The organism is Paraburkholderia sp. RHO2 (assembly GCF_050955445.1).
GTDB classification, from domain to species: domain Bacteria; phylum Actinomycetota; class Actinomycetes; order Mycobacteriales; family Mycobacteriaceae; genus Prescottella; species Prescottella agglutinans_A.
Genome location: NZ_CP162617.1, coordinates 4,017,800 through 4,038,716 on the forward strand (window position 1 = coordinate 4,017,800; position 20,917 = coordinate 4,038,716).

At 70.5% G+C, this 20,917-nt stretch carries 17 protein-coding genes; 5 read left to right on the forward strand and 12 right to left on the reverse strand.

Annotated features, from left to right (window positions below; all coding sequences use genetic code 11):
- Window positions 1-30 precede the first annotated feature (30 nt).
- Both ABTV10_RS18760 and ABTV10_RS18765 read left to right on the forward strand, forming a co-directional pair.
- Entirely contained in the window at window positions 31-2,025 is a 1,995-nt protein-coding gene (locus ABTV10_RS18760) for an SDR family oxidoreductase (protein WP_499029304.1), read from the forward strand.
- Window positions 2,026-2,185: 160 nt separating this feature from the next.
- Complete coding sequence (locus ABTV10_RS18765; protein WP_499029306.1) at window positions 2,186-3,631, forward strand: trimethylamine monooxygenase; 1,446 nt, start codon at window positions 2,186-2,188, stop codon at window positions 3,629-3,631.
- Window positions 3,632-3,653: 22 nt separating this feature from the next.
- Here ABTV10_RS18765 and ABTV10_RS18770 read toward each other — a convergent pair whose 3' ends face one another.
- Genes ABTV10_RS18770 through imuA' form a run of 7 tightly spaced genes read right to left on the reverse strand, consistent with a single transcriptional unit; the run spans window position 3,654 to window position 10,990 of the window.
- Window positions 3,654-4,571 (reverse strand): ferredoxin family protein, encoded by a 918-nt coding sequence (locus ABTV10_RS18770; RefSeq protein ID WP_499029308.1) that lies wholly within the window; start codon window positions 4,569-4,571, stop codon window positions 3,654-3,656.
- A 21-nt stretch (window positions 4,572-4,592) separates the two neighbouring features.
- Window positions 4,593-5,171: a YdeI/OmpD-associated family protein gene (locus ABTV10_RS18775; protein WP_499029310.1), complete on the reverse strand. Its 579-nt coding sequence runs from the start codon at window positions 5,169-5,171 to the stop codon at window positions 4,593-4,595.
- Window position 5,172: 1 nt separating this feature from the next.
- Window positions 5,173-5,685, reverse strand: a complete 513-nt coding sequence (locus ABTV10_RS18780; protein WP_499029312.1) for a hypothetical protein — start codon at window positions 5,683-5,685, stop codon at window positions 5,173-5,175.
- 29 nt (window positions 5,686-5,714) lie between these two features.
- The gene (locus ABTV10_RS18785; RefSeq protein WP_499029315.1) at window positions 5,715-6,482 is read right to left on the reverse strand and encodes an alpha/beta fold hydrolase; all 768 of its coding nucleotides are present in this window, start codon (window positions 6,480-6,482) and stop codon (window positions 5,715-5,717) included.
- A 2-nt stretch (window positions 6,483-6,484) separates the two neighbouring features.
- The gene (locus ABTV10_RS18790; RefSeq protein WP_499029317.1) at window positions 6,485-8,626 is read right to left on the reverse strand and encodes a heavy metal translocating P-type ATPase; all 2,142 of its coding nucleotides are present in this window, start codon (window positions 8,624-8,626) and stop codon (window positions 6,485-6,487) included.
- A gap of 40 nt (window positions 8,627-8,666) precedes the next feature.
- Window positions 8,667-10,223 (reverse strand): DNA polymerase Y family protein, encoded by a 1,557-nt coding sequence (locus ABTV10_RS18795; protein WP_499029319.1) that lies wholly within the window; start codon window positions 10,221-10,223, stop codon window positions 8,667-8,669.
- Window positions 10,220-10,990 carry a DnaE2-dependent mutagenesis accessory factor ImuA' gene (gene imuA', locus ABTV10_RS18800; RefSeq protein ID WP_499029321.1) on the reverse strand — a complete coding sequence of 257 codons (771 nt, stop codon included), beginning with the start codon at window positions 10,988-10,990 and terminating at the stop codon, window positions 10,220-10,222. Before imuA' ends, ABTV10_RS18795 begins: the two co-directional genes overlap by 4 nt.
- Before the next feature lie 174 nt (window positions 10,991-11,164).
- Here imuA' and ABTV10_RS18805 point away from each other — a divergent pair, with 174 nt between their 5' ends.
- Window positions 11,165-12,400 (forward strand): serine/threonine-protein kinase, encoded by a 1,236-nt coding sequence (locus tag ABTV10_RS18805; protein WP_499029323.1) that lies wholly within the window; start codon window positions 11,165-11,167, stop codon window positions 12,398-12,400.
- 15 nt (window positions 12,401-12,415) lie between these two features.
- Here ABTV10_RS18805 and ABTV10_RS18810 read toward each other — a convergent pair whose 3' ends face one another.
- Both ABTV10_RS18810 and ABTV10_RS18815 read right to left on the reverse strand, forming a co-directional pair.
- On the reverse strand, window positions 12,416-13,090 hold the full coding sequence (locus tag ABTV10_RS18810) for a response regulator (protein ID WP_499029325.1): 675 nt from the start codon (window positions 13,088-13,090) through the stop codon (window positions 12,416-12,418).
- A gap of 10 nt (window positions 13,091-13,100) precedes the next feature.
- On the reverse strand, window positions 13,101-14,435 hold the full coding sequence (locus tag ABTV10_RS18815; RefSeq protein WP_499029328.1) for a PspC domain-containing protein: 1,335 nt from the start codon (window positions 14,433-14,435) through the stop codon (window positions 13,101-13,103).
- A gap of 140 nt (window positions 14,436-14,575) precedes the next feature.
- On the opposite strand from ABTV10_RS18815, the gene ABTV10_RS18820 reads away from it, so the two are divergent.
- On the forward strand, window positions 14,576-15,877 hold the full coding sequence (locus ABTV10_RS18820; RefSeq protein ID WP_499029330.1) for a PspC domain-containing protein: 1,302 nt from the start codon (window positions 14,576-14,578) through the stop codon (window positions 15,875-15,877).
- On the forward strand, window positions 15,870-16,121 hold the full coding sequence (locus ABTV10_RS18825; protein ID WP_499029332.1) for a hypothetical protein: 252 nt from the start codon (window positions 15,870-15,872) through the stop codon (window positions 16,119-16,121). The genes ABTV10_RS18820 and ABTV10_RS18825 overlap by 8 nt, the downstream gene beginning before the upstream one ends.
- Window positions 16,122-16,186: 65 nt before the next feature.
- On the opposite strand, the gene guaA is transcribed toward ABTV10_RS18825, so the two are convergent.
- The 3 genes from guaA to ABTV10_RS18840 form a co-directional block, all read right to left on the reverse strand.
- A complete protein-coding gene (guaA, locus tag ABTV10_RS18830) occupies window positions 16,187-17,758 on the reverse strand; it encodes a glutamine-hydrolyzing GMP synthase (RefSeq protein WP_433606417.1) in 1,572 nt (523 codons plus the stop codon).
- A gap of 41 nt (window positions 17,759-17,799) precedes the next feature.
- Entirely contained in the window at window positions 17,800-19,551 is a 1,752-nt protein-coding gene (locus ABTV10_RS18835; RefSeq protein WP_499029334.1) for an FAD-dependent oxidoreductase, read from the reverse strand.
- A gap of 211 nt (window positions 19,552-19,762) precedes the next feature.
- A complete protein-coding gene (locus ABTV10_RS18840) occupies window positions 19,763-20,902 on the reverse strand; it encodes a GuaB3 family IMP dehydrogenase-related protein (RefSeq protein ID WP_433606421.1) in 1,140 nt (379 codons plus the stop codon).
- Window positions 20,903-20,917: the final 15 nt, after the last annotated feature.

The window sequence follows — 20,917 nt, forward strand, 5'->3', positions numbered from 1 at the left end:
CCAGTTATTACTTCGGAGTAAGTTCCGGGTATGGCCACGTACATCGTCACGGGCGGCACGGGGTTCCTCGGCAGGCACACGATCGAGCGGCTGCTCGAACGCGACCCGTCGGCGCAGGTCCACGTCCTGGTCCGCCCCGGATCGGTGTCGAAGCTCGAGCACCTGGCGCACCGCTGGGCGGGCGGTGACCGCGTCCACGCGCTCGTCGGCGATCTGACCGAACCGGGCCTCGGACTCGACGCCCCGCCACCGGCCGCCGACCACGTCGTGCACCTCGGCGCGATCTACGACATGACGGCCGGCGAGGAGCAGGCGGCGACGAACATCGACGGCACCCGGTCGGTGATCGACCTGGCCGCCGGGCTGGGCGCGACGCTGCACCACGTCTCGTCGATCGCGGTGGCGGGCGACCATCGCGGGCGCTTCACCGAGGACGACTTCGACCTGGGCCAGCACTTCCCGACGCCGTACCACCGCACCAAGTTCGAGGCCGAGCGCCTGGTGCGCTCCGCCGACGTGCCGTGGCGGGTCTACCGACCCGCGGCGGTGGTCGGGAGTTCGGTCACCGGCGAGATGGACAAGATCGACGGCCCCTACTACTTCTTCCCCGCGCTGGCCGCACTCGCGAGGCTGCCGTCCGCGCTACCGGTCGCTGTTCCGAAGCTGGGCTACACCAACGTCGTTCCGGTGGACTTCGTCGCGGCCGCGATCGTGGAGTTGATGCTGCGACCGGACCTCGACGGCCGGACGTTCCACCTGGTCTCCCCCGACGCCCAACCGGTCCGGCAGATCTATGCGGCCCTCGCGAAGGCCGCCCACGCGCCGACCCCGGTCGCCGACCTCCCGCGAGCGGTGGCCGCTCCCCTGCTGTCGCCGCCGGCCCGGACCCGGGGCATCCGTGACGTCACCCTGCGCCGGATGGGCATTCCGCCGGTCATGATCGACCACCTCACCCTGCCCACCCGGTTCACGACCGACAGCACACGGGAGGCACTGCGCGGCAGCGGCATCGAGGTACCCGACTTCGGGTCGTACGCCGGCGAGCTGTGGACGTACTGGCGCGAGCACCTCGACCCGGACCGCGCTCGCCGCGACGACCCGGCGGGACCGCTGGTGAACCGACACGTCGTCATCACCGGGGCGTCGTCGGGGATCGGACGCGCGACCGCGATCGCGGCGGCGGCGAAGGGCGCGACGGTGCTGCTGCTCGCCCGCCGCGCCGACGAACTCGACGCCGTGGTGTCGCAGATTCGCGAGGCGGGCGGCTCCGCCTACGCGTACCCGTGCGACGTCACCGACAGCGAGGCCGTCGAGAACACCGTCAAATCCGTTCTGGCCGAGCACGATCACGTGGACATGCTCGTCAACAACGCGGGCCGCTCCATCCGGCGCGGGCTGTACCGGTCGACGGACCGCCTGCACGACTTCGAACGGACCATGGCGGTCAACTACTTCGGCGCGGTGCGGATGGTGCTCGCCTTGCTGCCGCACATGCGCGAGCGACGGTTCGGGCACATCGTCGACGTCAGCACGGCCGGGGTGCAGGCCCGCACCCCGCGGTTCGCCGCGTACATCGCGAGCAAGTCCGCGCTCGACGCGTTCGCGGACGTGGCCGCCGCCGAGACCCTGTCGGACGGCATCACGTTCACCACCATCCACATGCCCCTCGTGCGGACGCCGATGATCACCCCGACGGGCCAGTACAACGCGGGCCCGGCGGCCAGTCCCGAGAAGGCCGCGGCGATGGTGGTCCGCGCCCTGATCGACAGGCCCAAGCGCATCGACGTCCCGGTCGGCACCCTGGCCGAGTTCGGCGCCATCTTCGCGCCGCGTCTCAAGGACCGTGCGCTCTCCGCGCTTTATCACGCGTTCCCCGATTCGCCGGCCGCGCGCGGGGAGGCCGGACCGGACCCGGAACCGGTGCCCGAGGCGCCCCCGGCCGCCGCCCGACCGACCGGTCCGACCGCGTCGGCGGCCCGGTTCGCGCGGCGTCTCGCCCGACTGATCCCGGGCGCGCACTGGTGACGCGAACGCGCTGGTAAACCCATGTAACGTCCCCCGAAAATCGCACAGAATTTCGACTCCGAGGGGCCCCGAAAGTTGGCCAAACCATCTTTCGCTGTGCTAAGCAGGATAGGGGACCAACGAAAATAGGGAGAAAACTTTGACGCCAAGGATCGCGATTTTGGGAGCCGGTCCGAGTGGCCTCGCACAGCTGAGGGCATTCGAGTCTGCACGGAAATCAGGTCTTGGGTCGATGCCCGAAATTGTTTGTTACGAAAAGCAGAGCGACCTGGGCGGCATGTGGAACTACACGTGGCGCACGGGGCTCGATCAACATGGCGAACCGGTGCACGGAAGCATGTACCGCTTCCTGTGGTCCAACGGACCCAAGGAGTGCCTCGAGTTCGCCGACTATTCTTTCGAGGAACATTTCGGCCGACCGATTCCGTCGTACCCGCCCCGTGCCGTGCTGCACGACTACATCATGGGCCGGGTCGACCAGGACGACGTGCGCAAGTACATCCGCTTCGACACCGCCGTCCGGTGGGTGGAGTACGTTCCGCCCACCGGCGAGGGCGAGGCGGGACAGTTCGCGGTGACCGTCGCCGACCACCGCAACGACGTGCTCGAAACCGAGTTGTTCGACCACGTGGTGGTCGCGACCGGACATTTCTCGACGCCGAACGTGCCACATTTCGACGGCATCGAGGACTTCCCCGGGCGCGTGCTGCACGCCCACGACTTCCGTGACGCGCGAGAATTCACAGGTAAGCGGCTTCTGCTCGTCGGCAGCAGTTACTCGGCGGAGGACATCGGCACGCAGTGCTTCAAGTACGGCGCCGCCGAGGTCACCTTCAGCTACCGCTCGAACCCGATGGGTCACGACTGGCCCGAGGGCTTCTCCGAGGTGCCGCTGCTGACCGAGATCGACGGTCACACCGTGCGATTCCAGGACGGGAGCACCCGCGAGGTGGACGCGATCGTCCTGTGCACCGGGTACCGCCACCACTTCCCGTTCCTGCCCGACGAACTGACCCTGAGGACGAACAACCGCCTCTACCCGCGCGACATCTACAAGGGCGTCGTCTCACAGGCCAATTCGCAGCTGTTCTTCCTCGGCATGCAGGACCAGTACTTCACGTTCAACATGTTCGACGCCCAGGCGTGGTACGTGCGCGACGTCATTCTGGGCCGTATCGAATTGCCGGACCACGAAACCCGCGAGCGCGATATCGACGAGTGGCGCGCACGCGAGGAAAACTTGGTCACGGCGGTCGAGGAGATCGATTTCCAGGCCGCCTACATTCGCGATCTGGTGGATCGAACCGACTACCCCGAATTTCATGTCGAAAAGCAGGGTGAGCTCTTCAAGCAGTGGAAGAAGGATAAGAAGAGCGACATCATGGGCTACCGGAATTGCAGCTACACCTCGACGCTGACCGGTACCGTCGCCCCCTCGCTGCACGATGAATGGATAAATATCCTCGACGATTCCGCGGAATCGTTCCTCAACAACGATTTCGGAACTGCGGATACCGCGGCTCCGCGGAAGGTGACGCCGATCGGCCCGCGCTTCTCGCGCCCGCACCCCACGCGGTCCGAGCGGTCGTCCGAACTCTCGGGCTGATCCGCCCGGGTCGGCGAAGCGATCACGAACTCCCCGCCGGGACACCGGCGGGGAGTTCGCGCATGTCCACCGCGACCACGGGATGCACCGGCTTGGCCGCCGCACCGCAACTCGCCGGCCGGGCCGCGAGCTCACGTTGCTCGGTGATCACCCGCCACCGGCGGCCGTCGCGGTGCGTCACGACGACCTCGTCACCGTCCTCGTCCACCGTGAGATCGTCCACATCCGCGGCCACGTCCTGACGGACCAGAACCTCCGCGGCCTGCCCGCGCGGCCCCCAGTAGCTGCGGCCGCGCAGGCCCGGCAGGTACACCTCGTCCGCCGCGGCCGCCCGCACCGCCGCCGCGCTCTGTTCCGGGGTGAGCCGACCGTACGTGTTGCCGCTGGGCAGCAGGATCATCGACGGCGCGAATCGGTGCCCGCCCGTGTGCGAGCACTCCCACACGGCGTCACCGAACTCCGCGGCCAGCGCGGCCGCGACCGGACGGCCCAGCACCGCGCAACACTGGTCACGTTTGCCGTGCGCGCACACCAGCACGACGGGCTCGGTGACGCGCTCACCGAGCCCCGGGGCGGAACCGGACACCACGGTCAGGTCGATGTCCAGCAGATCGGCGGTGTCCCCGATCGTGACCCGCTCGCACCACGAGTTGTCCGGATCAGAGTTCGCCAGCAGCACCGTCCGCCCGTCGCGGGCGTACTCGCTGCGCCCCGGCCGGCGGATGAACATCACCCGGACGCCGGCCGCGTCGGCGCGCCGGGACATCTCGTCCGCGAGGTCCTTCCCGAGCGCCGTGCCGTCGAGCACGTCGCGGCCCCACGCGCCCGGGTACTCGACGCAGACCCAACCGGTGACGTGTGCCGCGGTGCCGGGCAGGGGTTCGTCCGCGGACAGCACGGAGCACGGGACGGGGCCAGTCTGGGGAACCGATTCGCTCACCCCGCCATTGTGTACCGGCGCTCAGCCGTGGAACGTGCGGCCCTCGGCCAGTTGCTCGACGAACGCGGCGATCCGGCGGGCCCGCGTCTCCGGTCGCTTGGCGTCCTGGATCCGGTACAGCGCCGCGTACCGGTTGCGGCTGTCGAGGGTCGCGAAGAACGCCTCCGCCGCCGGGTTCGCGGCCAGCGCGGCGGCGAAGTCCTCCGGTACCTGCGCATCCTTCGAGCCGTCGTAGGCGCGCGCCCAGCGGCCGTCGGCCTTCGCCGCCTCCACCGCGGCCAGTCCCGCGGGCTCCATCAGTCCGCGTTCGATCAGTGCCTCGACGGCCTCCCGGTTCCGCTTGGACCACGGACTGCGGGCGCGGCGGGGCGTGAAGCGCTGGACTCGGAAGTCGTCGTCCAGCCTGCGGGCCTGGCTGTCGATCCAGCCGAAACACAGCGCCACCTCCACCGCCTCGGCGTAGGTCACAGATGTGTGCGCCGAGCCCTTCTTCGCGATCTTCACCCACACACCGGGAGCCGTGGAGACGTTGTCGCGCAACCAGTCCCGGAACGCGGCCTGATCGGCAAAGGACTCGACGGGCAACTCCGTGGCGGCCATGTCAGCGCCCCGCCCACACCCGGATGAAGCCGCGCGCCAGGTAGGCGAAGGTACCGAGTCCCAGCACCCATTTCGTGGTGCTGACCGACGTCGTGGCGCGGATGGCGCCGTCGGTGATCCGGTCGCGGTGGTCGAGCAGGTACAGGCCCGCGACGTTCTCGATGTAGTCGCCCGCGGCCGCCACCACCGGCGCGGCCAGGAGCACGCGCTTGGTCGTCGGCGACAGCGGCGCCAGTTCGTCGAGTCGTCGAACTCCGGCCCGCAGCGCCGTCGCGTAGATCACGGGGTGGACGAAGTCCGGGTAGAAGTGACTGCGGTAGCGCTCGGTCTCGGCGGCGTCCATGCCGTCCAGCACCGCGGTGTAGGCGCGCGCCGACGGTGCCGTCTGCGTCTGCAGCAACTTCGACCCCACCGGCCCGAGCAGGCGCAGGATATTGGCCTGCGACACCACGAAGGCAGCGGACCAGCCGATCAGTTTGCCGTTTGCACGAAGTGAACCACCCCGGAAACCCATGTCCCGCATGATGCCACGCGGGAGCGGATTCAGGGCGCCATCAGGAACGGCAGCACCGCGGATTCGAAGTCGCGGTACCGGTCGCGGTGGATGCTGTGCCCGCACGCGAACGACACCACCTCGCAGTCCCCGATCGCGTCGACCGCGGCCGCGAGCAGCACCGGATCCACCATGCCGGTCGGGCCGCCCCGCAGGATCAGCGTCTCGGCCTCGATGTCGGCGAGGCGCTCCCACCACAGCGGATTCGGCGCGTGGAACTGGGTGAGCGCCGACGCGGTCATCGACCGGTCGAATGCCCACACCGCGCGCGGACTGCGCAGCATGCTGGTGGTGGCGTGCCACAGTTCCACCGGCGACGGCAGCCGGCCGCCGAAGTTCGGGACCGGGTCACCGGGGCGCAGCGGCAGCGGCGCCTCCTCGAGCACGAGTCGGCGCACCAGCGTGGGCCGCTGCTGCGCGACCAGCGAGACCGCGTGCCCACCGAGCGAGTGCCCCACCAGGTCCACGCTGTCGAAGCCGAGGTCCTCGCACAGGCCGAGGATGTCGTCGCCGAACTCGCCGAACAGGTACGACTCCGCACGGGCGCTGCGCCCGTGCCCGCGCAGGTCCACGGCGAGCACCCGTCGTCCCTGCGCCGTCACCGCCCGCGCGAACCGATCCCACGTGCGGCTGTCGCCACCCATACCGTGCACCAGGATCACCGGAACGGGATGCGCCGCAACCGAACCGGTGCCGTCACTGTCGCGGTAGGCGATCGTGTGACCGCTGCGGCTGACTGTCGTCTCGGTAGGCTGCACGGTCACCGAGCGTAGTCGTGCTCCCGCTCGGGAACCGACCGGGTCAGCCGCTGCGGGGTCAGGTTCAACCGGCGCAGCAACTGCGCATTGGCCGCGACCACGACGGTCGACGCCGACATCAGGATCGCGCCCACCTCCATCGGCAGCACAAAGCCGACCGGGGCCAGCACACCCGCCGCGAGCGGCACCGAGATCACGTTGTAGCCCGCCGCCCAGGCGAGGTTCTGCACCATCTTCCGGTATGTCGCGTGCGACAACTCGATCACCGAGACCACGGCGCGCGGATCGTCGCTCACCAGCACGACCCCGGCCGACGCGATCGCGACGTCGGTGCCCGCACCGATCGCGATGCCGACGTCGGCCTGCGCGAGCGCGGGCGCGTCGTTGACGCCGTCGCCCACCATCGCGACCCGGCGGCCCGACGCCTGCAACTCCTTGACCTTCGCCCCCTTGTCCTGCGGCAGGACGCCCGCGATCACGTCGTCGATACCGAGGTCGTCGCCCACCGCCCGCGCGACGGCGTACGCGTCGCCGGTCAGCATCACGACCTTCACGCCGCGGGCGTGCAGCGCCTCGATCGCGTCGCGGGATTCGGGGCGGATCTCGTCGGCCAGCCCGAGCGCGCCGATCACCCGGCCATCGCGCAGGACGTGCAGCACCGTCGACCCCTGCGCCGCCCACTTCTCCGACACCGGCAGTGCGGAGGCCCGATGACTGCCGAGCATGCCGGGTCCACCGACGCTGACCTCGGCGCCGTCGACGGCGGCGGTGACGCCGACCCCGTTGCGGGCCTCGAACCGGGTGGCCTGCGGGATCCGCAGCCCGCGCTGCTCGGCCGCCGCGACGATCGCGCGTCCGAGCGGGTGCTCGCTGTCCCGCTCGACCGCCGCCGCGAGCGCGACGAGGGTGTCCTCGTCGACTCCGGGCACAGCGCCGGCCGCGACGAGAGCGGGCTCGCCCTTGGTGAGGGTGCCGGTCTTGTCGAACAGGACGGTGTCGACGGTGCGCATCGCCTCGAGGGCCCGCCGGTCGGTGACCAGCACGCCCGCGCGGGCGGCGCGCTCCGTGGCGATCGACACGACGAGCGGGATCGCCAGACCCAGGGCGTGCGGGCACGCGATGACCAGAACCGTGATGGTCCGGGTGACGGCCTCCTCGGGGGTACCGAACATCGACCACACCGCCAGCGTGATCACCGCCGCGACCAGCGCGAACCAGAACAGCATCGCCGCGGCCCGGTCGGCCAGCACCTGGGCGCGGGACGACGAGTTCTGCGCCTCCGCGACCAACCGCTGGATCCCGGCGAGGGCGGTGTCGTCGCCGACCGCGGTGATCTCGACGCGCAGTGCCGAGTCGGTCGAGACCGTACCGGCCACCACCGGGTCTCCGACTTCGCGGCGCACAGTGCGCGACTCCCCCGTGATCATCGATTCGTCGAGGTCACCGGCGCCCTCGACGATCCGGCCGTCGGCGGGAATACGTCCACCGGGGCGAACCATCACGATGTCGCCGGTCACCAGGTCGACGGTCGAGACGGTGGTGACGGAGCCGTCGCCGCCGATGCGTTCGGCCTCATCCGGCAGCAGCGCCGCGAGGGAGTCCAGCGCGCTCGACGCCTGCCCCAGCGATCGCATCTCGATCCAGTGTCCGAGCAGCATGATCACGATGAGGAGCGCCAGTTCCCACCAGAAGTCGAGATCGTGGCCGAGCACCCCCAGACTCGCCCCCCACGACGAGACGAACGCGACCGTGATCGCGAGCGAGATCAACAGCATCATGCCGGGCTGACGCGCCCGGATCTCGCTCACCGCGCCGGTGAGGAACGGACGCCCACCCCACACGAACATCGCGGTGCCGAGCAGCGGCGAAATCCATTCCACCGCAGGGTTGTCAGGCGGCGTGTAGCCGACGAGGTCGGCGAACATCATGTTCGCACCGACCACCGGGATCGCCAGGAACAGCATGATCCAGAAGAGCCGCCGGAACTGGGCGACGTGATCGCCGTGCCCTCCATGGCTCGAATGTCGGCCCGAATGTCGGCCCGAATGCTCGGGATGGCCGGAATGACCGACCGAGTGTTCACCCTCGTGATCGGGAGCGTCCGCCACGTGGTGGTCGTGAAGTGCTTCGCCGTGTGGGTTCATACCCATGGAACGTATACCCCCTATGGGTATACGGCAAGAGTTATTCGTAGATGCCCTCCACTCCCCACCTTCCTCCCTCACAAATCAGAAGCAACGCCCGTGACTCGGCGAGCAGCACCTGCGCACGGGCGGCGTCCCGCGCCGCCGCGGCGTCCCACCACCGCTCGTCCACCGGCCACGGCCCCGCCCAACCCTGCACGTCCCATTCCCGGCTCCCCCACCGGAGCCTCGCAGGCGCGGCGGTGAACTCCCCCCGCTCGGTGACGTACACCGGGCCACCGGAACGATCCTGCAGCGTCACCGCGGGGATGTTCGGCAACACCGTCGACGGCGCCGGTTCGGGCAGCCGACCCGGCCACGGCGCTGCCGGGTCCGCATCCGGAACCAGCTCGTCCCCCAAGGGCACCAACGTGATTCGCTCCATCGGGCCACGCCCACCGCTGAGCACGCCCACCCGGACGGACTCCCCGCCGAGCAGACCCTGCACCCGAACCAACGCCCGCCGGGCCCGCTCGTCCTCCTCGCCGACACCGCCCCACAGCCCCAGCTGCAGAGCCCCCGCCGTGACCACTTCCACCGGTTCGAGGCGCAACACCGTGATCCCGGCCGTGGGCCGGGACTCGCTGCGGCCCGTGAGCCAGCCGTCCAACTGCCACCGCACCCGATCCGCGGTGCCCTCCGGCGTCAGCGGCTCGGCGCACCGCCACGTCCGGACCAGGTGCTCGCCGTTCCCGGTGCTCGCCGACACCTGCAGCCGGGTGCACGCCACGCCCGCACCGGACAGGTTCGCGTGCAGTCGCTCGGCCATGGCCCGGCCCGCGAAGGCCGCTGCGTCGACCCGCTCGATCGGCGGATCACACTGCTGTTCCACCTCCAGGTCCGGGGGCACGACACGGGCCGACGGCGGTCGCTCCGGCTCCCCGCGGGCGGCCCGGTGCGCGAGCACCGCGTCGCTGCCGAACCTGGACGCCACGTCCACCGGCGACAACGCCGCGAAGGACCCGACGGTCCGCAGCCCCAGCCGGCGCAGCAGACCGACCAGGTCACCGCGCTCCGGCGCGGCGAGGCTGGATTCGGCCGCGAGTTCGGCGATCGGCAGCGGCGCCAGGAACCGCGCTCCCTCACCAGCGGGAACGAGCGCCGCGTATCGGGCCGCGATCACGGCGGTGGACAGTTCGTCGGCGACGCCGATCCGGCACTCCGCCCCCGCCGCGGCCACCGCGTCGACGAGCTTCTCAGCCGCGGCCTCCTCCGAGCCGAAGTAGCGGATTGCGCCGCGCGCCGCCAGCACCAGCAGTCCCGGACGCAGGATCTCCACCCCCGGAGCCACCTCGTCGACGGCGGTCACCACAGCCTCGAACAGTCGCGCGTCCCGCTCCGGATCGGACTGCGCCACATGCAGTTCCGGGCACCTCGCCTGCGCCTCCCGACGCCGCAGCCCGCGCCGCACCCCCTGCGACCGCGCCGTCGCCGAGCATGCGACCACCCGATTGGCATGCAGCACCGCAACCGACTCCGTGGCCGGCAGGTCCGCCGCCGCGGCCGCCGCCACCGCCGGCCAGTCCGGACACCACACCGCCAGCACCCGCGCACTCATCGGGCCACCGCCTCCGGGATCAGCGCGACGGCTTCGGGAACCCACTCGACCCGCCCGCAGCCCGACCGCACGTCCAGGCGCGCGGTCCGTGGCTGGAACGCCCGGCCCTGCGCCCGCACCGACAACCGGACCGAACACAACCGACCGCGGCCGGCGTCGGCGCCGCGGCCCACCCCGTCGTAGCCGCGCACCCGGGCGTCCAGCCGGACCTCGGCACCGCCCCAGTGCCCGCCGGTCACCACCAACGTCGACTGTTTGCTGCGCGCCCGCGCGACCACGGCCCGGGCCCGCGACGGCGGAACCGAGATCCCGCCCAGCCCCAGCACCACCAGATCCATGCCGTCGAGCAGCACCGCCGCGACCTCCACCGGGTCCGGCCCGGGATCCGGCACGAACGCCAGTCTTCGCAACTGGGCACCCATCTCGGTGGCCGCGAGCACCCCGAGCTTCGGATGCCCGATGACCGCGGCATGCCCACCCGCCTCGGTCACCGCGGCCAACAGTCCGAGCAGCAGCGACGTCGCGCCGGAGACCGCGACCACGGAGCCCCGGGGCAGCCCGCCCCGCGGCAGGAGCGGGGCCAGCGGCCCGGGGACGGGCAGCGTCCGCTCCGCGACATTCTCGGCCCCCGCCTCGCCCCGGGCAACCGCCTCACCCCGCGCCGGCACCGCCGCGATCCGTCGGCGCAGATACTCCAGACGCTGCTGACGGCTCAGCCCGGACAGCGCCGGCGGTGACGGTGCGGACAGCTGGGCGGGTTCGGTCATATCGGCTCCCCGGATCACACATGCTGGTCTCGGGACGTTTCGGTCCCGAAGTGGTTCGGCGCGCGGGGAAGACGCGGACGCACACGTTCGAACATTCTTTCGAACACTTCCAGTAAAGCTCTCCCAGGGTCAGCTCGTCAAGCCGAATCCCGCCGATCCACTAACCTCGAATGCGTGACTGAGCAGGAACGCACCCGATCCGACCGACGAAGCAGAGCGGTCGTCGGGCCGGACTACCTGATGGCAGGCAGGTACCGGCTGCGCTCCAAGCTCGGTGGGGGCGGCATGGGCGCGGTGTGGCTCGCGCACGACACGCTCCTCGACCGCGAGGTCGCCGTGAAACAGGTCACCTCCACCACCGGCATGGACGACGCCGCGGCCCGTGAGGTCCGGCAGCGCGCGCTGCGTGAGGGACGCAACGCCGCGCAGTTGTCCCACGAGCACGCGATCGCGATGTACGACGTCGCCGTCGAGTCCGACGAGCCGTGGCTCGTGATGGAGTACCTGCCGTCCCGCAGCCTGGCCGAGGCGATGAACCTCGTCGATACCCTGCCCCCGCGCGAGGTCGCACAGATCGGCGCGCAGATCGCTGCCGCCCTCACCGACGCGCACGCCGCCGGGATTCTGCACCGCGACATCAAGCCGGGCAACATCCTCGTCGCCGACCGCGGTGACGCGCTCGGCATCGTCAAGATCAGCGACTTCGGGATCGCGCGCGCGAAGGGCGACGCGCCCAGCGGCAAGGCCGGCGTCATCACCGGCACGCCCGCCTACTTCGCCCCCGAGGTGGCCCGCGGCGACGACCCCACCGAGGCCAGCGACGTCTTCTCCCTCGGCGCCACGCTGTACACGGTGGTCGAGGGGCAGCCGCCGTTCGGACTCGACAGCGACCCGATCGCGCTGCTGCACCGGGTCGCGAAGGCGGAGATCTACCGACCCAGCCTCAGTGGGCCGCTCACCGACACGCTGCTGCACATGCTCGAACCCGATCCGACCCGCCGCCCCACGATGGCGCAGGCGCGGGACGCGCTCGCCGCCGTCGCGCTCGGATCCGACACCGCCGGAGCCGGGCACGCCGCCCTGCTGATGGGCGAGCCCGTCAAGACCGCCGACGGCACCGTCCCGCACTGGGCCCACCGCTCGGCGCCGGCGGCAATTCCCCGTCGCCGCCTCGGTTCCACAACGGCGACGGATCTTCCTGCGGTGCAACCGAACACCCCGCTCGGCTCGGTTCCGCGCCCCGCCGGGCGGGCCTGGCTGCGGCAGCTCACCGAGGGACTGACCGGACCGCAGGCCCCGACCGACCTGCGCGGCAGGATCGTCGCGGCCGCACCGCTCGCCATGGCGGTCATGGTCGGCATCATCGTGCTGGCGCTCGTCGTGGCGCTGATCGTGTCGCTGGCACTCTGATCCGCGCCGGCCGCCTCAGTCGATCCGCCGCCGGTGCGCCCACCGCGTGAGCGCATTCCGATTGGACTGCTGCGTCTTTCGCAGCACGTTCGAGGCGTGGGTCTCGACGGTCTTCACCGAGATCACCAACTCCTCCGCGATCTCCCGGTAGGTGTAGCCGCGGGCGAGCAGGCGCAGCACCTCGAGTTCCCGCGGGGTGAGCGAGTCCAGCTCCGGATCCAGCGGCGGCTCCGGCACACTCGACCGTCCGGTGAACGAGTCCAGCACGAATCCCGCGAGGCGCGGGCTGAACACCGCGTCGCCGCCGGCCACCCGGCGCACCCCGTCCGCGAGTTCGGCACCGGAGATCGTCTTCGTCACGTATCCGCGGGCGCCGGCCCGGATGACCGCGATCACGTCCTCTGCGGCGTCGGACACGCTGAGCGCCAGACACACCGGGCCCGAGTCGATCCCGTTCAGCACCGCGACGCCACCGCCGTCGGGCATGTGGACGTCGAGCAGCACCACCTGCGGGCGCAGCGCGTTGATGCCGGCGATTGCCTCGGCGACGCCGCCGGCCTCACCGACGACCTCCATGTCGGACTCCCGGCCGAGTTCCGCGCGCACCCCCGCCCGGAACACCGCGTGATCGTCCACGAGGAAGACACGGAACTTGTCGGAAGCGGAGGCTGTGGAGTCGAGGGGCGTCACGGCCCCCAGATTAGGACATCGACTCCGGCTCGCTCGCGGCCTCCTCCGGAGCCGAGTCGTCGGCGCAGACGGGACGCGGCATGTGGATCCGCACCTCGGTGCCCTTTCCCGGAGTCGACCGGACCTCGACGCGACCGCCGCGGCGCTCGATGCGGGCGCGGATCGACTTCGCCAGCCCCTGTCGGTCCTCGGGCACCGCATCGGGATCGAACCCGACGCCGCGGTCGCGCACGAAGATGCTCACCTGGTCGCGTTCGGTCTCGGCGTACAGGTCGATGCTCGACACCCCCGAGTGCTTGGCGGCGTTGACGAGAGATTCCCGGGTGGCGCCGAGCAACGCGGTGAAGCACTCCCGCGACAGCCCGGGGCCCTCCTTGCCCTCCACGGCGAGTGCGACATCGCCGACCGTGACCGGGCGCACCGTGACACCGTGCTGGTCCTCGACCTCACCGGCGATCGTCTGCAACGCCTCCGCCAGGCTCGTGTGCGCCGTCTCCCCGCCGCCGAACAGCCACCGGCGCAGCTCGCGCTCCTGACCGCGCGCCAGCCGCGCCACCTCGTGCGGGGAATCCGCCTGCTTCTGGATCAACGCGAGCGTCTGGAGGACGGAGTCGTGCAGGTGCGAGGCGATCTCCTCGCGTTCCTCGTTGCGGATGCGCGCGGCGCGCTCCTCGCCGAGCGCCCGCCACAGCTTGAGCCACAGCGGCACCGTGAGCAGGCCCGCGCCCACCAGCGTCACGACGACGGCCAGCAGCGACGACCGCAGTGCCTCGATGTCGACCTGCGCGAGGATCACCACACCGAGGCCAGTGACGATGAGCGTGACACCGCCGAGCACGCGGGCCCACGTGAGTACGGTCGGACGGTGCGGCAGTCCGAGGACCGAACGGGAGCCGTCGGTGTCGAACTCGCGCCACACCAGTGCGGCACCCACCGCGACCACGATGAACGGGGTGACCACGGATGCGGCGGTGCCGTTGATCAGCCAACTCAGGCTCGCGGCGACGGCGAGGCCGATGACGGCGAGGCCCATGGCCCGACGCCGCTCGGCGGCACTCGGCCGCTCGGTGTCGGTGCCGGGCGGCGTGAAGATCCAGAGCAGTCCGTAGGCCATGATGCCTGCGCCCGCCAGCGACGCGAGCAGGGTGAACGCGACCCGCACCTTGAACACGTCGACGCCCAGATGATCGGCGATCCCGCCGGCGACACCGCCGACGATCCGACCCCCGACGCGGCGCTGCAGCTTCGGGTAGAGGGCTTCGTCCACGACGGGAGCAGGAACCGCCGACAGCGCGGGGCTCACCGCCGGATTCACGGGCTCGTTCGGGTCGACCAGAGGGTGCACAGTCCCGATCCTGGCACGGTTGCGTCGGCGTGACATCAGGGCCCGACCCTGAGATCGCCGGCCCTGGGGCCTGCGGTTCAGGGAAAGATCAGGGTAGTTCCCGATGGTACGAACGGCACCGTCCACGCCAGGATTGATCCATGACGACTGGGAGCTTCTCGGATCAGCTTCACGACCTCTGGCGGACCCGCCCGATACGGCTGCCGCAGCAGGGACACATCGCCGGTGTCGCGGCCGGGATCGGCCACCGATACCGCGTCGACCCTGTGCTGGTACGGGTCGCGTTCGTCGTGTCCACGCTCTTCGGCGGGGCCGGCATCATCCTGTACCTCGCGGGCTGGCTGCTGCTCAGCAAGCCCGGCGACCAGGTGTCGCCCGCCGAATCGCTGCTGGGGCGGGGCCGCAGCTCCCAGTCCGGCACCAAGACGGTGGTGCTGATCGTCGCCCTCGCCATCGCGCTGAGCACGATCGGGCCGATCGGGTTCGGCATGGGGGGCTCGGTGCTCCTGAGCTTCGCGCTGATGCTCGGTGGCCTGTGGCTGCTGTACCAGCGGGAGCCGGTGCCCCCGGCGCTACCGCCGAACGTCGCGCAGCCGACGGTCGGCTACCCGGTCACCGCGTTCCAGACCACTCAGGCCGCCGCGTACACGCCGCCCATGTACGGCCCCTACACGCGACTGCCCGACCACTATGAACCCACCGAACCCATTCCCGCCCCTCGGCAGGAGACGGGCGGCGACGACCGCCCGGCCGCGAACGATCCGACGCCGCCCGCCTGGGATCCGCTGGGCGTCGCACCGTTCGCGTGGGACCTGCCCGAACCGGCGAGCCCGCCCGCACTGCCCGCGGAACTGCCCCGGCAACGCACACGGTTCACGTCCGTGGTCCTCGGTCTCGCGGTCCTGGCGGCGGCAGCCGCAGCGGCGCTGTCGGCCGTGGTCGGCCCGGACTGGTTGTCCCCCGGCCGGATCGGCGCGATCTCGCTCGCGGTGATCGGCGTCGGACTGGTCCTCGGCTCGTTCCTGCGTCGCGGGTACGGGTTGCTCGTGGTCGCGTTCCCGCTCCTCGGGTTCGTCGTCCTCGCATCGATCGTCGGACCGCTGCACTGGGACGAGACCAAGGTCGGCGACCACGTGTGGACCCCGACGTCGCTGGCCGAACTCGCGCCCGTCTACGAGGGCACCGCCGGCGACTTCACCCTCGACCTCACGCACCTCGACCTGACGACGAACCGCGAGGTTCGGATCGAGGGCAAGCTCGGCAACTACACGGTGATCGTGCCGCAGAACATGAACGTCCAGTCCGAATGCTCGGTGACCGTCGGCGACAAGAGGTGCATCGGAGAGGGCTACGTCGACGGCGGCGCCGACGGCACCGCCGGACCGGTCCTGACAGTGAAGATCGACAACAAGCTCGGAGAGGTGAGGGTCGACCGTGGCTGATTTCGCCGATATCCCTGACACCGGTGCCGACGGCACCGACGAACAGTCCACCGCGAAGCCGTCCCGCCGCCCGGCGGTCGGGTTGCTGCTCGCCGGCCTGGCCGCACTGCTCGTCAGCGCATGGGCCCTGATCGGCCCCTTCTCGCTCGAACCCCTCGCGAACGTCGAGTTCCACTGGCTGTTCGTGATCGTGGCCGTGGCCGTCGGCGCGGTCCTGGTGTTCTCCCCCGGACGGCGGCGCTAGCCGCACGAACGACAGCGCCCCGGCCTGTGTGGTGGCCGGGGCGCTGTCGTGCGTTCAGGTGGGGATCACTCCCACTCGATCGTTCCCGGCGGCTTGCTGGTGACGTCGAGCACGACGCGGTTGACGTCCGCGACCTCGTTGGTGATGCGCGTGGAGATGCGCTCGAGCACCTCGTAGGGCAGGCGGGTCCAGTCGGCGGTCATCGCGTCCTCGCTCGAGACCGGGCGCAGCACGATCGGGTGACCGTACGTGCGGCCGTCGCCCTGGACGCCGACGCTGCGGACGTCCGCGAGCAGCACGACGGGGCACTGCCAGATCTGGCCGTCCAGGCCGGCGGCGGTGAGTTCCTCGCGCGCTATGGAATCCGCGTGACGCAGGATCTCGAGACGCTCCTGCGTGACCTCGCCGATGATGCGGATACCCAGACCCGGACCCGGGAACGGCTGACGTCCGACGATCTCCTCGGGCAGACCCAGCTCGCGGCCGACGGCACGCACCTCGTCCTTGAACAGCAGGCGCAGCGGCTCGACCAGCTTGAACTGCAGGTCCTCGGGCAGGCCACCGACGTTGTGGTGGCTCTTGATGTTCGCGGTGCCGGTGCCGCCACCGGACTCGACGACGTCCGGGTACAGGGTGCCCTGGACGAGGAAGTCGACGGTCTCGCCGTGTGCAGCGCTCTCGCCGAGCACCTCGGACACCGCACCCTCGAAGCTGCGGATGAACTCGCGGCCGATGATCTTGCGCTTGGTCTCCGGCTCGGACACTCCGGCCAGCTCACGCAGGAACGTCTCGGACGCGTCGACCGTCACCAGGCGGGCGCCGGTCGCGGCGACGAAGTCCTTCTCGACCTGCTGACGCTCACCGGCACGCATCAGGCCGTGATCGACGAACACACACGTGAGGCGGTCACCGATCGCACGCTGCACCAGCGCCGCCGCGACGGCGGAGTCGACGCCACCGGACAGACCGCAGATGGCCTTGCCGTCGCCGACCTGCTCACGGACCTGCTCGACGAGCGCGTCGGCGATGTTCGCGGCCGTCCACGCGCCGGGAATCTCGGCGATCTCGTGCAGGAAGCGGCTGAGCACCTGCTGGCCGTGCGGCGAGTGCAGCACCTCGGGGTGGTACTGGACCCCGGCGAGCTTGCGGGCGCGGTCCTCGAACGCGGCGACCGGCGCGCCGGCGCTCGACGCGGTGACCTCGAAGCCCTCGGGCGCGGCCGTGACGCCGTCGCCGTGGCTCATCCACACCGGCTGCGTCGCGGGCAGGCCGTCGTGCAGGACGCCGCCCGTGACGGTCATCTCGGTGCGGCCGTACTCGCGTCCGCCGGTGTGCGCGACGGTGCCGCCGAGCGCCTTGGCCATCGCCTGGAAGCCGTAGCAGATACCGAAGACCGGAACGCCCAGGTCGAAGAGCGCGGCGTCGAGCTGCGGCGCGCCCTCCTCGTACACACTCGACGGGCCACCGGACAGGACGACCGCGAGCGGCTTCTTCGCCGCGATCTCCTCGACGGTGGCCGTATGCGGCACCACTTCCGAGTAGACCTTCGCCTCACGCACGCGGCGAGCGATCAGCTGCGCGTACTGGGCTCCGAAGTCGACGACGAGAACCGGCCTGTCCTGCTGGGTTTCTGACACCTGCACAGTCTAATATGCCCAGCTCCGGCGGCGTCCCCGGCCTATGCGACCCCGGATCCGGCTTCCGCGTCGTCCGTCTGAACACCCCGGATCTCGACGATCGGCAGTGTCAGGGCCGCCGGGGCACCCGCCGGGACCACCGGGTTCTTCGGCGCCACCGCCGCGACGCGCCGGTAGGGCGCGCCCTGCTCGGGCCGGGTGTCCTGCTCGCCCTTGTTCGGCCACAGCGACGCCGCCCGCTCGGCCTGCGCGCTGATCGTGAGCGAGGGGTTCACCCCAAGGTTCGCCGAGACTGCGGCGCCGTCGACGACGCTGAGCGTCGGGTAGCCGTAGACCCGGTGGTACGGGTCGATCACGCCGTGGTCGGCGTCGGCACCGATCGTGCAGCCCCCGAGGAAATGCGCGGTGAGCGGGATGTTGAACACCTCGCCCCACGTGCCGCCGGCGATACCTCCGATCTTGTCGGCGATCCGGCGGGTGGCCTCGTGTCCGACCGGGATCCAGCTGGGGTTCGGCTCGCCGTAGCCCTGCTTGCTGGTGACCTTGCGGCGGCCGAAGATCCCGCGCTTGGTGTACGTGGTGATCGAGTTGTCGAGGTTCTGCATGACGAGCGCGATGATCGTGCGCTCGCTCCAGTTCTTCACCGACAGCATCCGCAGCAATTGCACCGGATTCCGGGCGATGGTGCCGAGCAGCTTGATCCACCGCGGAGTTGTGCCGCCGCCCTCCGTCATCAGTGTCTGCAGCAGCGCCATCGCGTTCGAGCCCTTGCCGTAGCGCACCGGCTCGATGTGCGTGTCCGACGCCGGATGGAACGACGACGTGATCGCCACACCGCGGGTGAGGTCGAGGTTCGGGTCCACCTTCGGCTTGGCCGCGCCGAGCAGCGCCTCGGAGTTGGTACGTGTCAGCTCGCCCAGCCGGTCCGACAGCCGGGGCAGCGTGCCGGTGTCCTTCATCTTGTGCAGCAGGTGCTGGGTGCCCCACGTGCCGGCCGCCACGACGACGTACTTCGCGGTGTACGTCTTGTGGTTCCTGCGGATCTTCGCGCCGGTGCGGCGGGTCACGACGTCCCACGTGCCGTCGGACGCCTCGTGCAGCGACTCGACGGTCGTCATCGGGACGATCGTGGCACCCGCCTTCTCCGCGAGCCCGAGGTAGTTCTTGATCAGTGTGTTCTTGGCGCCGTGACGGCAGCCGGTCATGCACTCGCCGCATTCGATGCAGCCGGTGCGGGCTGGACCGGCGCCGCCGAAGTACGGGTCCTCGACGGTCTTGCCGGGCTCGCCGAAGAACACTCCGACCGGGGTCTGGATGAAGGTGTCACCGACGCCCATGTCCTCGGCGACCGACTTGATCACCTCGTCGGCGGGCGTCATGTGCGGGTTCTGTACGACGCCGAGCATCTTGCGCGCCTGCTCGTAGTGCGGCGTGAGTTCGGCGTCCCAGTCGGTGATGTCGCGCCACTGCCGGTCCTGGAAGAACGACGCCGGCGGCTTGTACAGGGTGTTCGCGTAGTTGAGCGAGCCGCCGCCCACGCCCGCACCCGCGAGGATCATCACGTCGCGCAGCAGATGGACCCGCTGGATCCCGTAGCAGCCCAGGGCCGGCGCCCAGAGGAACCGCTTGAGATCCCAGCTCGTCTTCGCGAAGTCCGAATCGGCGTAGCGCCGCCCCGCCTCGAGCACACCGACCTTGTAGCCCTTCTCGACCAGCCGGAGCGCGGTGACGCTGCCACCGAATCCCGAGCCGACGACGAGCACGTCGTAGTCGGTCGCACGCTGCTTACCCATGTGATACCTCCACCGGAGAACCAGATTAGTTACTCGCCAGTATGCACCCGTCTACCTGTGACTCGAGCCACAAGGGTGCCCTAACTGTAACCACCGGTCGCACAAATGGTGGCGGTTCCCCGAAACGCCTGTGACCGAATGTCACACCGGTTCAGTCCAACTGAACGGATGCGACATTCGGCCACAGGGACGAGACGGGGTCAGGCTGGGATCAGGCCCGGACGCTCAGCCCGACCTTCTGGAACTCCTTGAGGTCGGAGTAGCCCGACTTCGCCATCGAGCGACGCAGGCCGCCGACGAAGTTGAGCGAACCGTACGGGTCGTCCGACGGCCCGTTCAGCACCTGCGACAGGCCCGGACGCTCGCCGTACGAGACCGGCATCAGCGAGCCGCGCGGCATCGACGGGTGCGCAGCCGCGGACGGCCAGTACCAGCCGCCGCCGGGTGCCTCCTGCGCGACCGCGAGGGGCGCCCCGAGGACCGCCGCGTCGGCACCGCACGCGATGGCCTTCGCGAAGTCGCCCGACGTCGTGATGTCGCCGTCGGCGATGACGTGCACGTACCGGCCGCCGGTCTCGTCGAGGTAGTCGCGGCGGGCTGCGGCGGCGTCGGCGATAGCGGTCGCCATCGGCACGCCGATGCCCAGCACCTCGTTGGTGGTGGTGGCCCCCTCGGTGGAGCCGTAGCCGACGATCACACCGGCCGCACCGGTCCGCATCAGGTGCAGCGCGGTGCGGTGGTCGCTCACGCCGCCCGCGATGACCGGGACGTCCAGCTCGGAGATGAACGTCTTGAGGTTCAGCGGCTCGCTCTCGCCGTGCGCGACGTGCTCGGCCGAGATGATCGTGCCGTGGACGACGAGCAGGTCGATACCGGCCTTGACCAGCTCGGGGGTGAGCGCGCGGGCGTTCTGCGGGCTGACCCGGACGGCGGTCGTGACGCCGGCGTCGCGGACCTGCGCGACGGCGGCGGCCAGCAGACCCGGCTGCAGCGGCGCGGCGTGCAGTTCCTGCAGGCGCGCGACGGCAGCGTCCGGATCGACCTCCTTCTCCGCCAGCTCCGCGAGTTCGGCAAGCTTGGCTTCGACATCGGCGTGCCGACCCCACAGGCCCTCGCCGTTGATCACACCGAGACCGCCGGCCTTGCCGAGCTCGATCGCGAACGACGGCGACACCAGCGCGTCGGTCGGATGCGCCAGCACCGGGATGTCGAAGCGGTACGCATCGATCTGCCAGGCCGTCGACACCTCCTTGGAGGAGCGGGTCCGGCGAGAGGGAACGATGTTGATGTCGTCCAACTCGTAGGTGCGTCGGGCAGTCCTGCCCATGCCGATTTCGACGAGGTCGCGCACGCGCGCCCCTTTCTC

Excerpts from the sequence above, each read along its gene's own strand:
- ABTV10_RS18760 (WP_499029304.1), top strand. The coding sequence starts at position 31 with ATGGCCACGTACATCGTCACGGGCGGCACGGGGTTCCTCGGCAGGCAC.
- ABTV10_RS18775 (WP_499029310.1), bottom strand. The coding sequence starts at position 5,171 with ATGGCCGCCACGGAGTTGCCCGTCGAGTCCTTTGCCGATCAGGCCGCG.
- ABTV10_RS18780 (WP_499029312.1), bottom strand. The coding sequence starts at position 5,685 with ATGGGTTTCCGGGGTGGTTCACTTCGTGCAAACGGCAAACTGATCGGC.
- ABTV10_RS18790 (WP_499029317.1), bottom strand. The coding sequence starts at position 8,626 with ATGAACCCACACGGCGAAGCACTTCACGACCACCACGTGGCGGACGCT.
- ABTV10_RS18795 (WP_499029319.1), bottom strand. The coding sequence starts at position 10,223 with ATGAGTGCGCGGGTGCTGGCGGTGTGGTGTCCGGACTGGCCGGCGGTG.
- imuA' (WP_499029321.1), bottom strand. The coding sequence starts at position 10,990 with ATGACCGAACCCGCCCAGCTGTCCGCACCGTCACCGCCGGCGCTGTCC.
- ABTV10_RS18820 (WP_499029330.1), top strand. The coding sequence starts at position 14,576 with ATGACGACTGGGAGCTTCTCGGATCAGCTTCACGACCTCTGGCGGACC.
- ABTV10_RS18835 (WP_499029334.1), bottom strand. The coding sequence starts at position 19,551 with ATGGGTAAGCAGCGTGCGACCGACTACGACGTGCTCGTCGTCGGCTCG.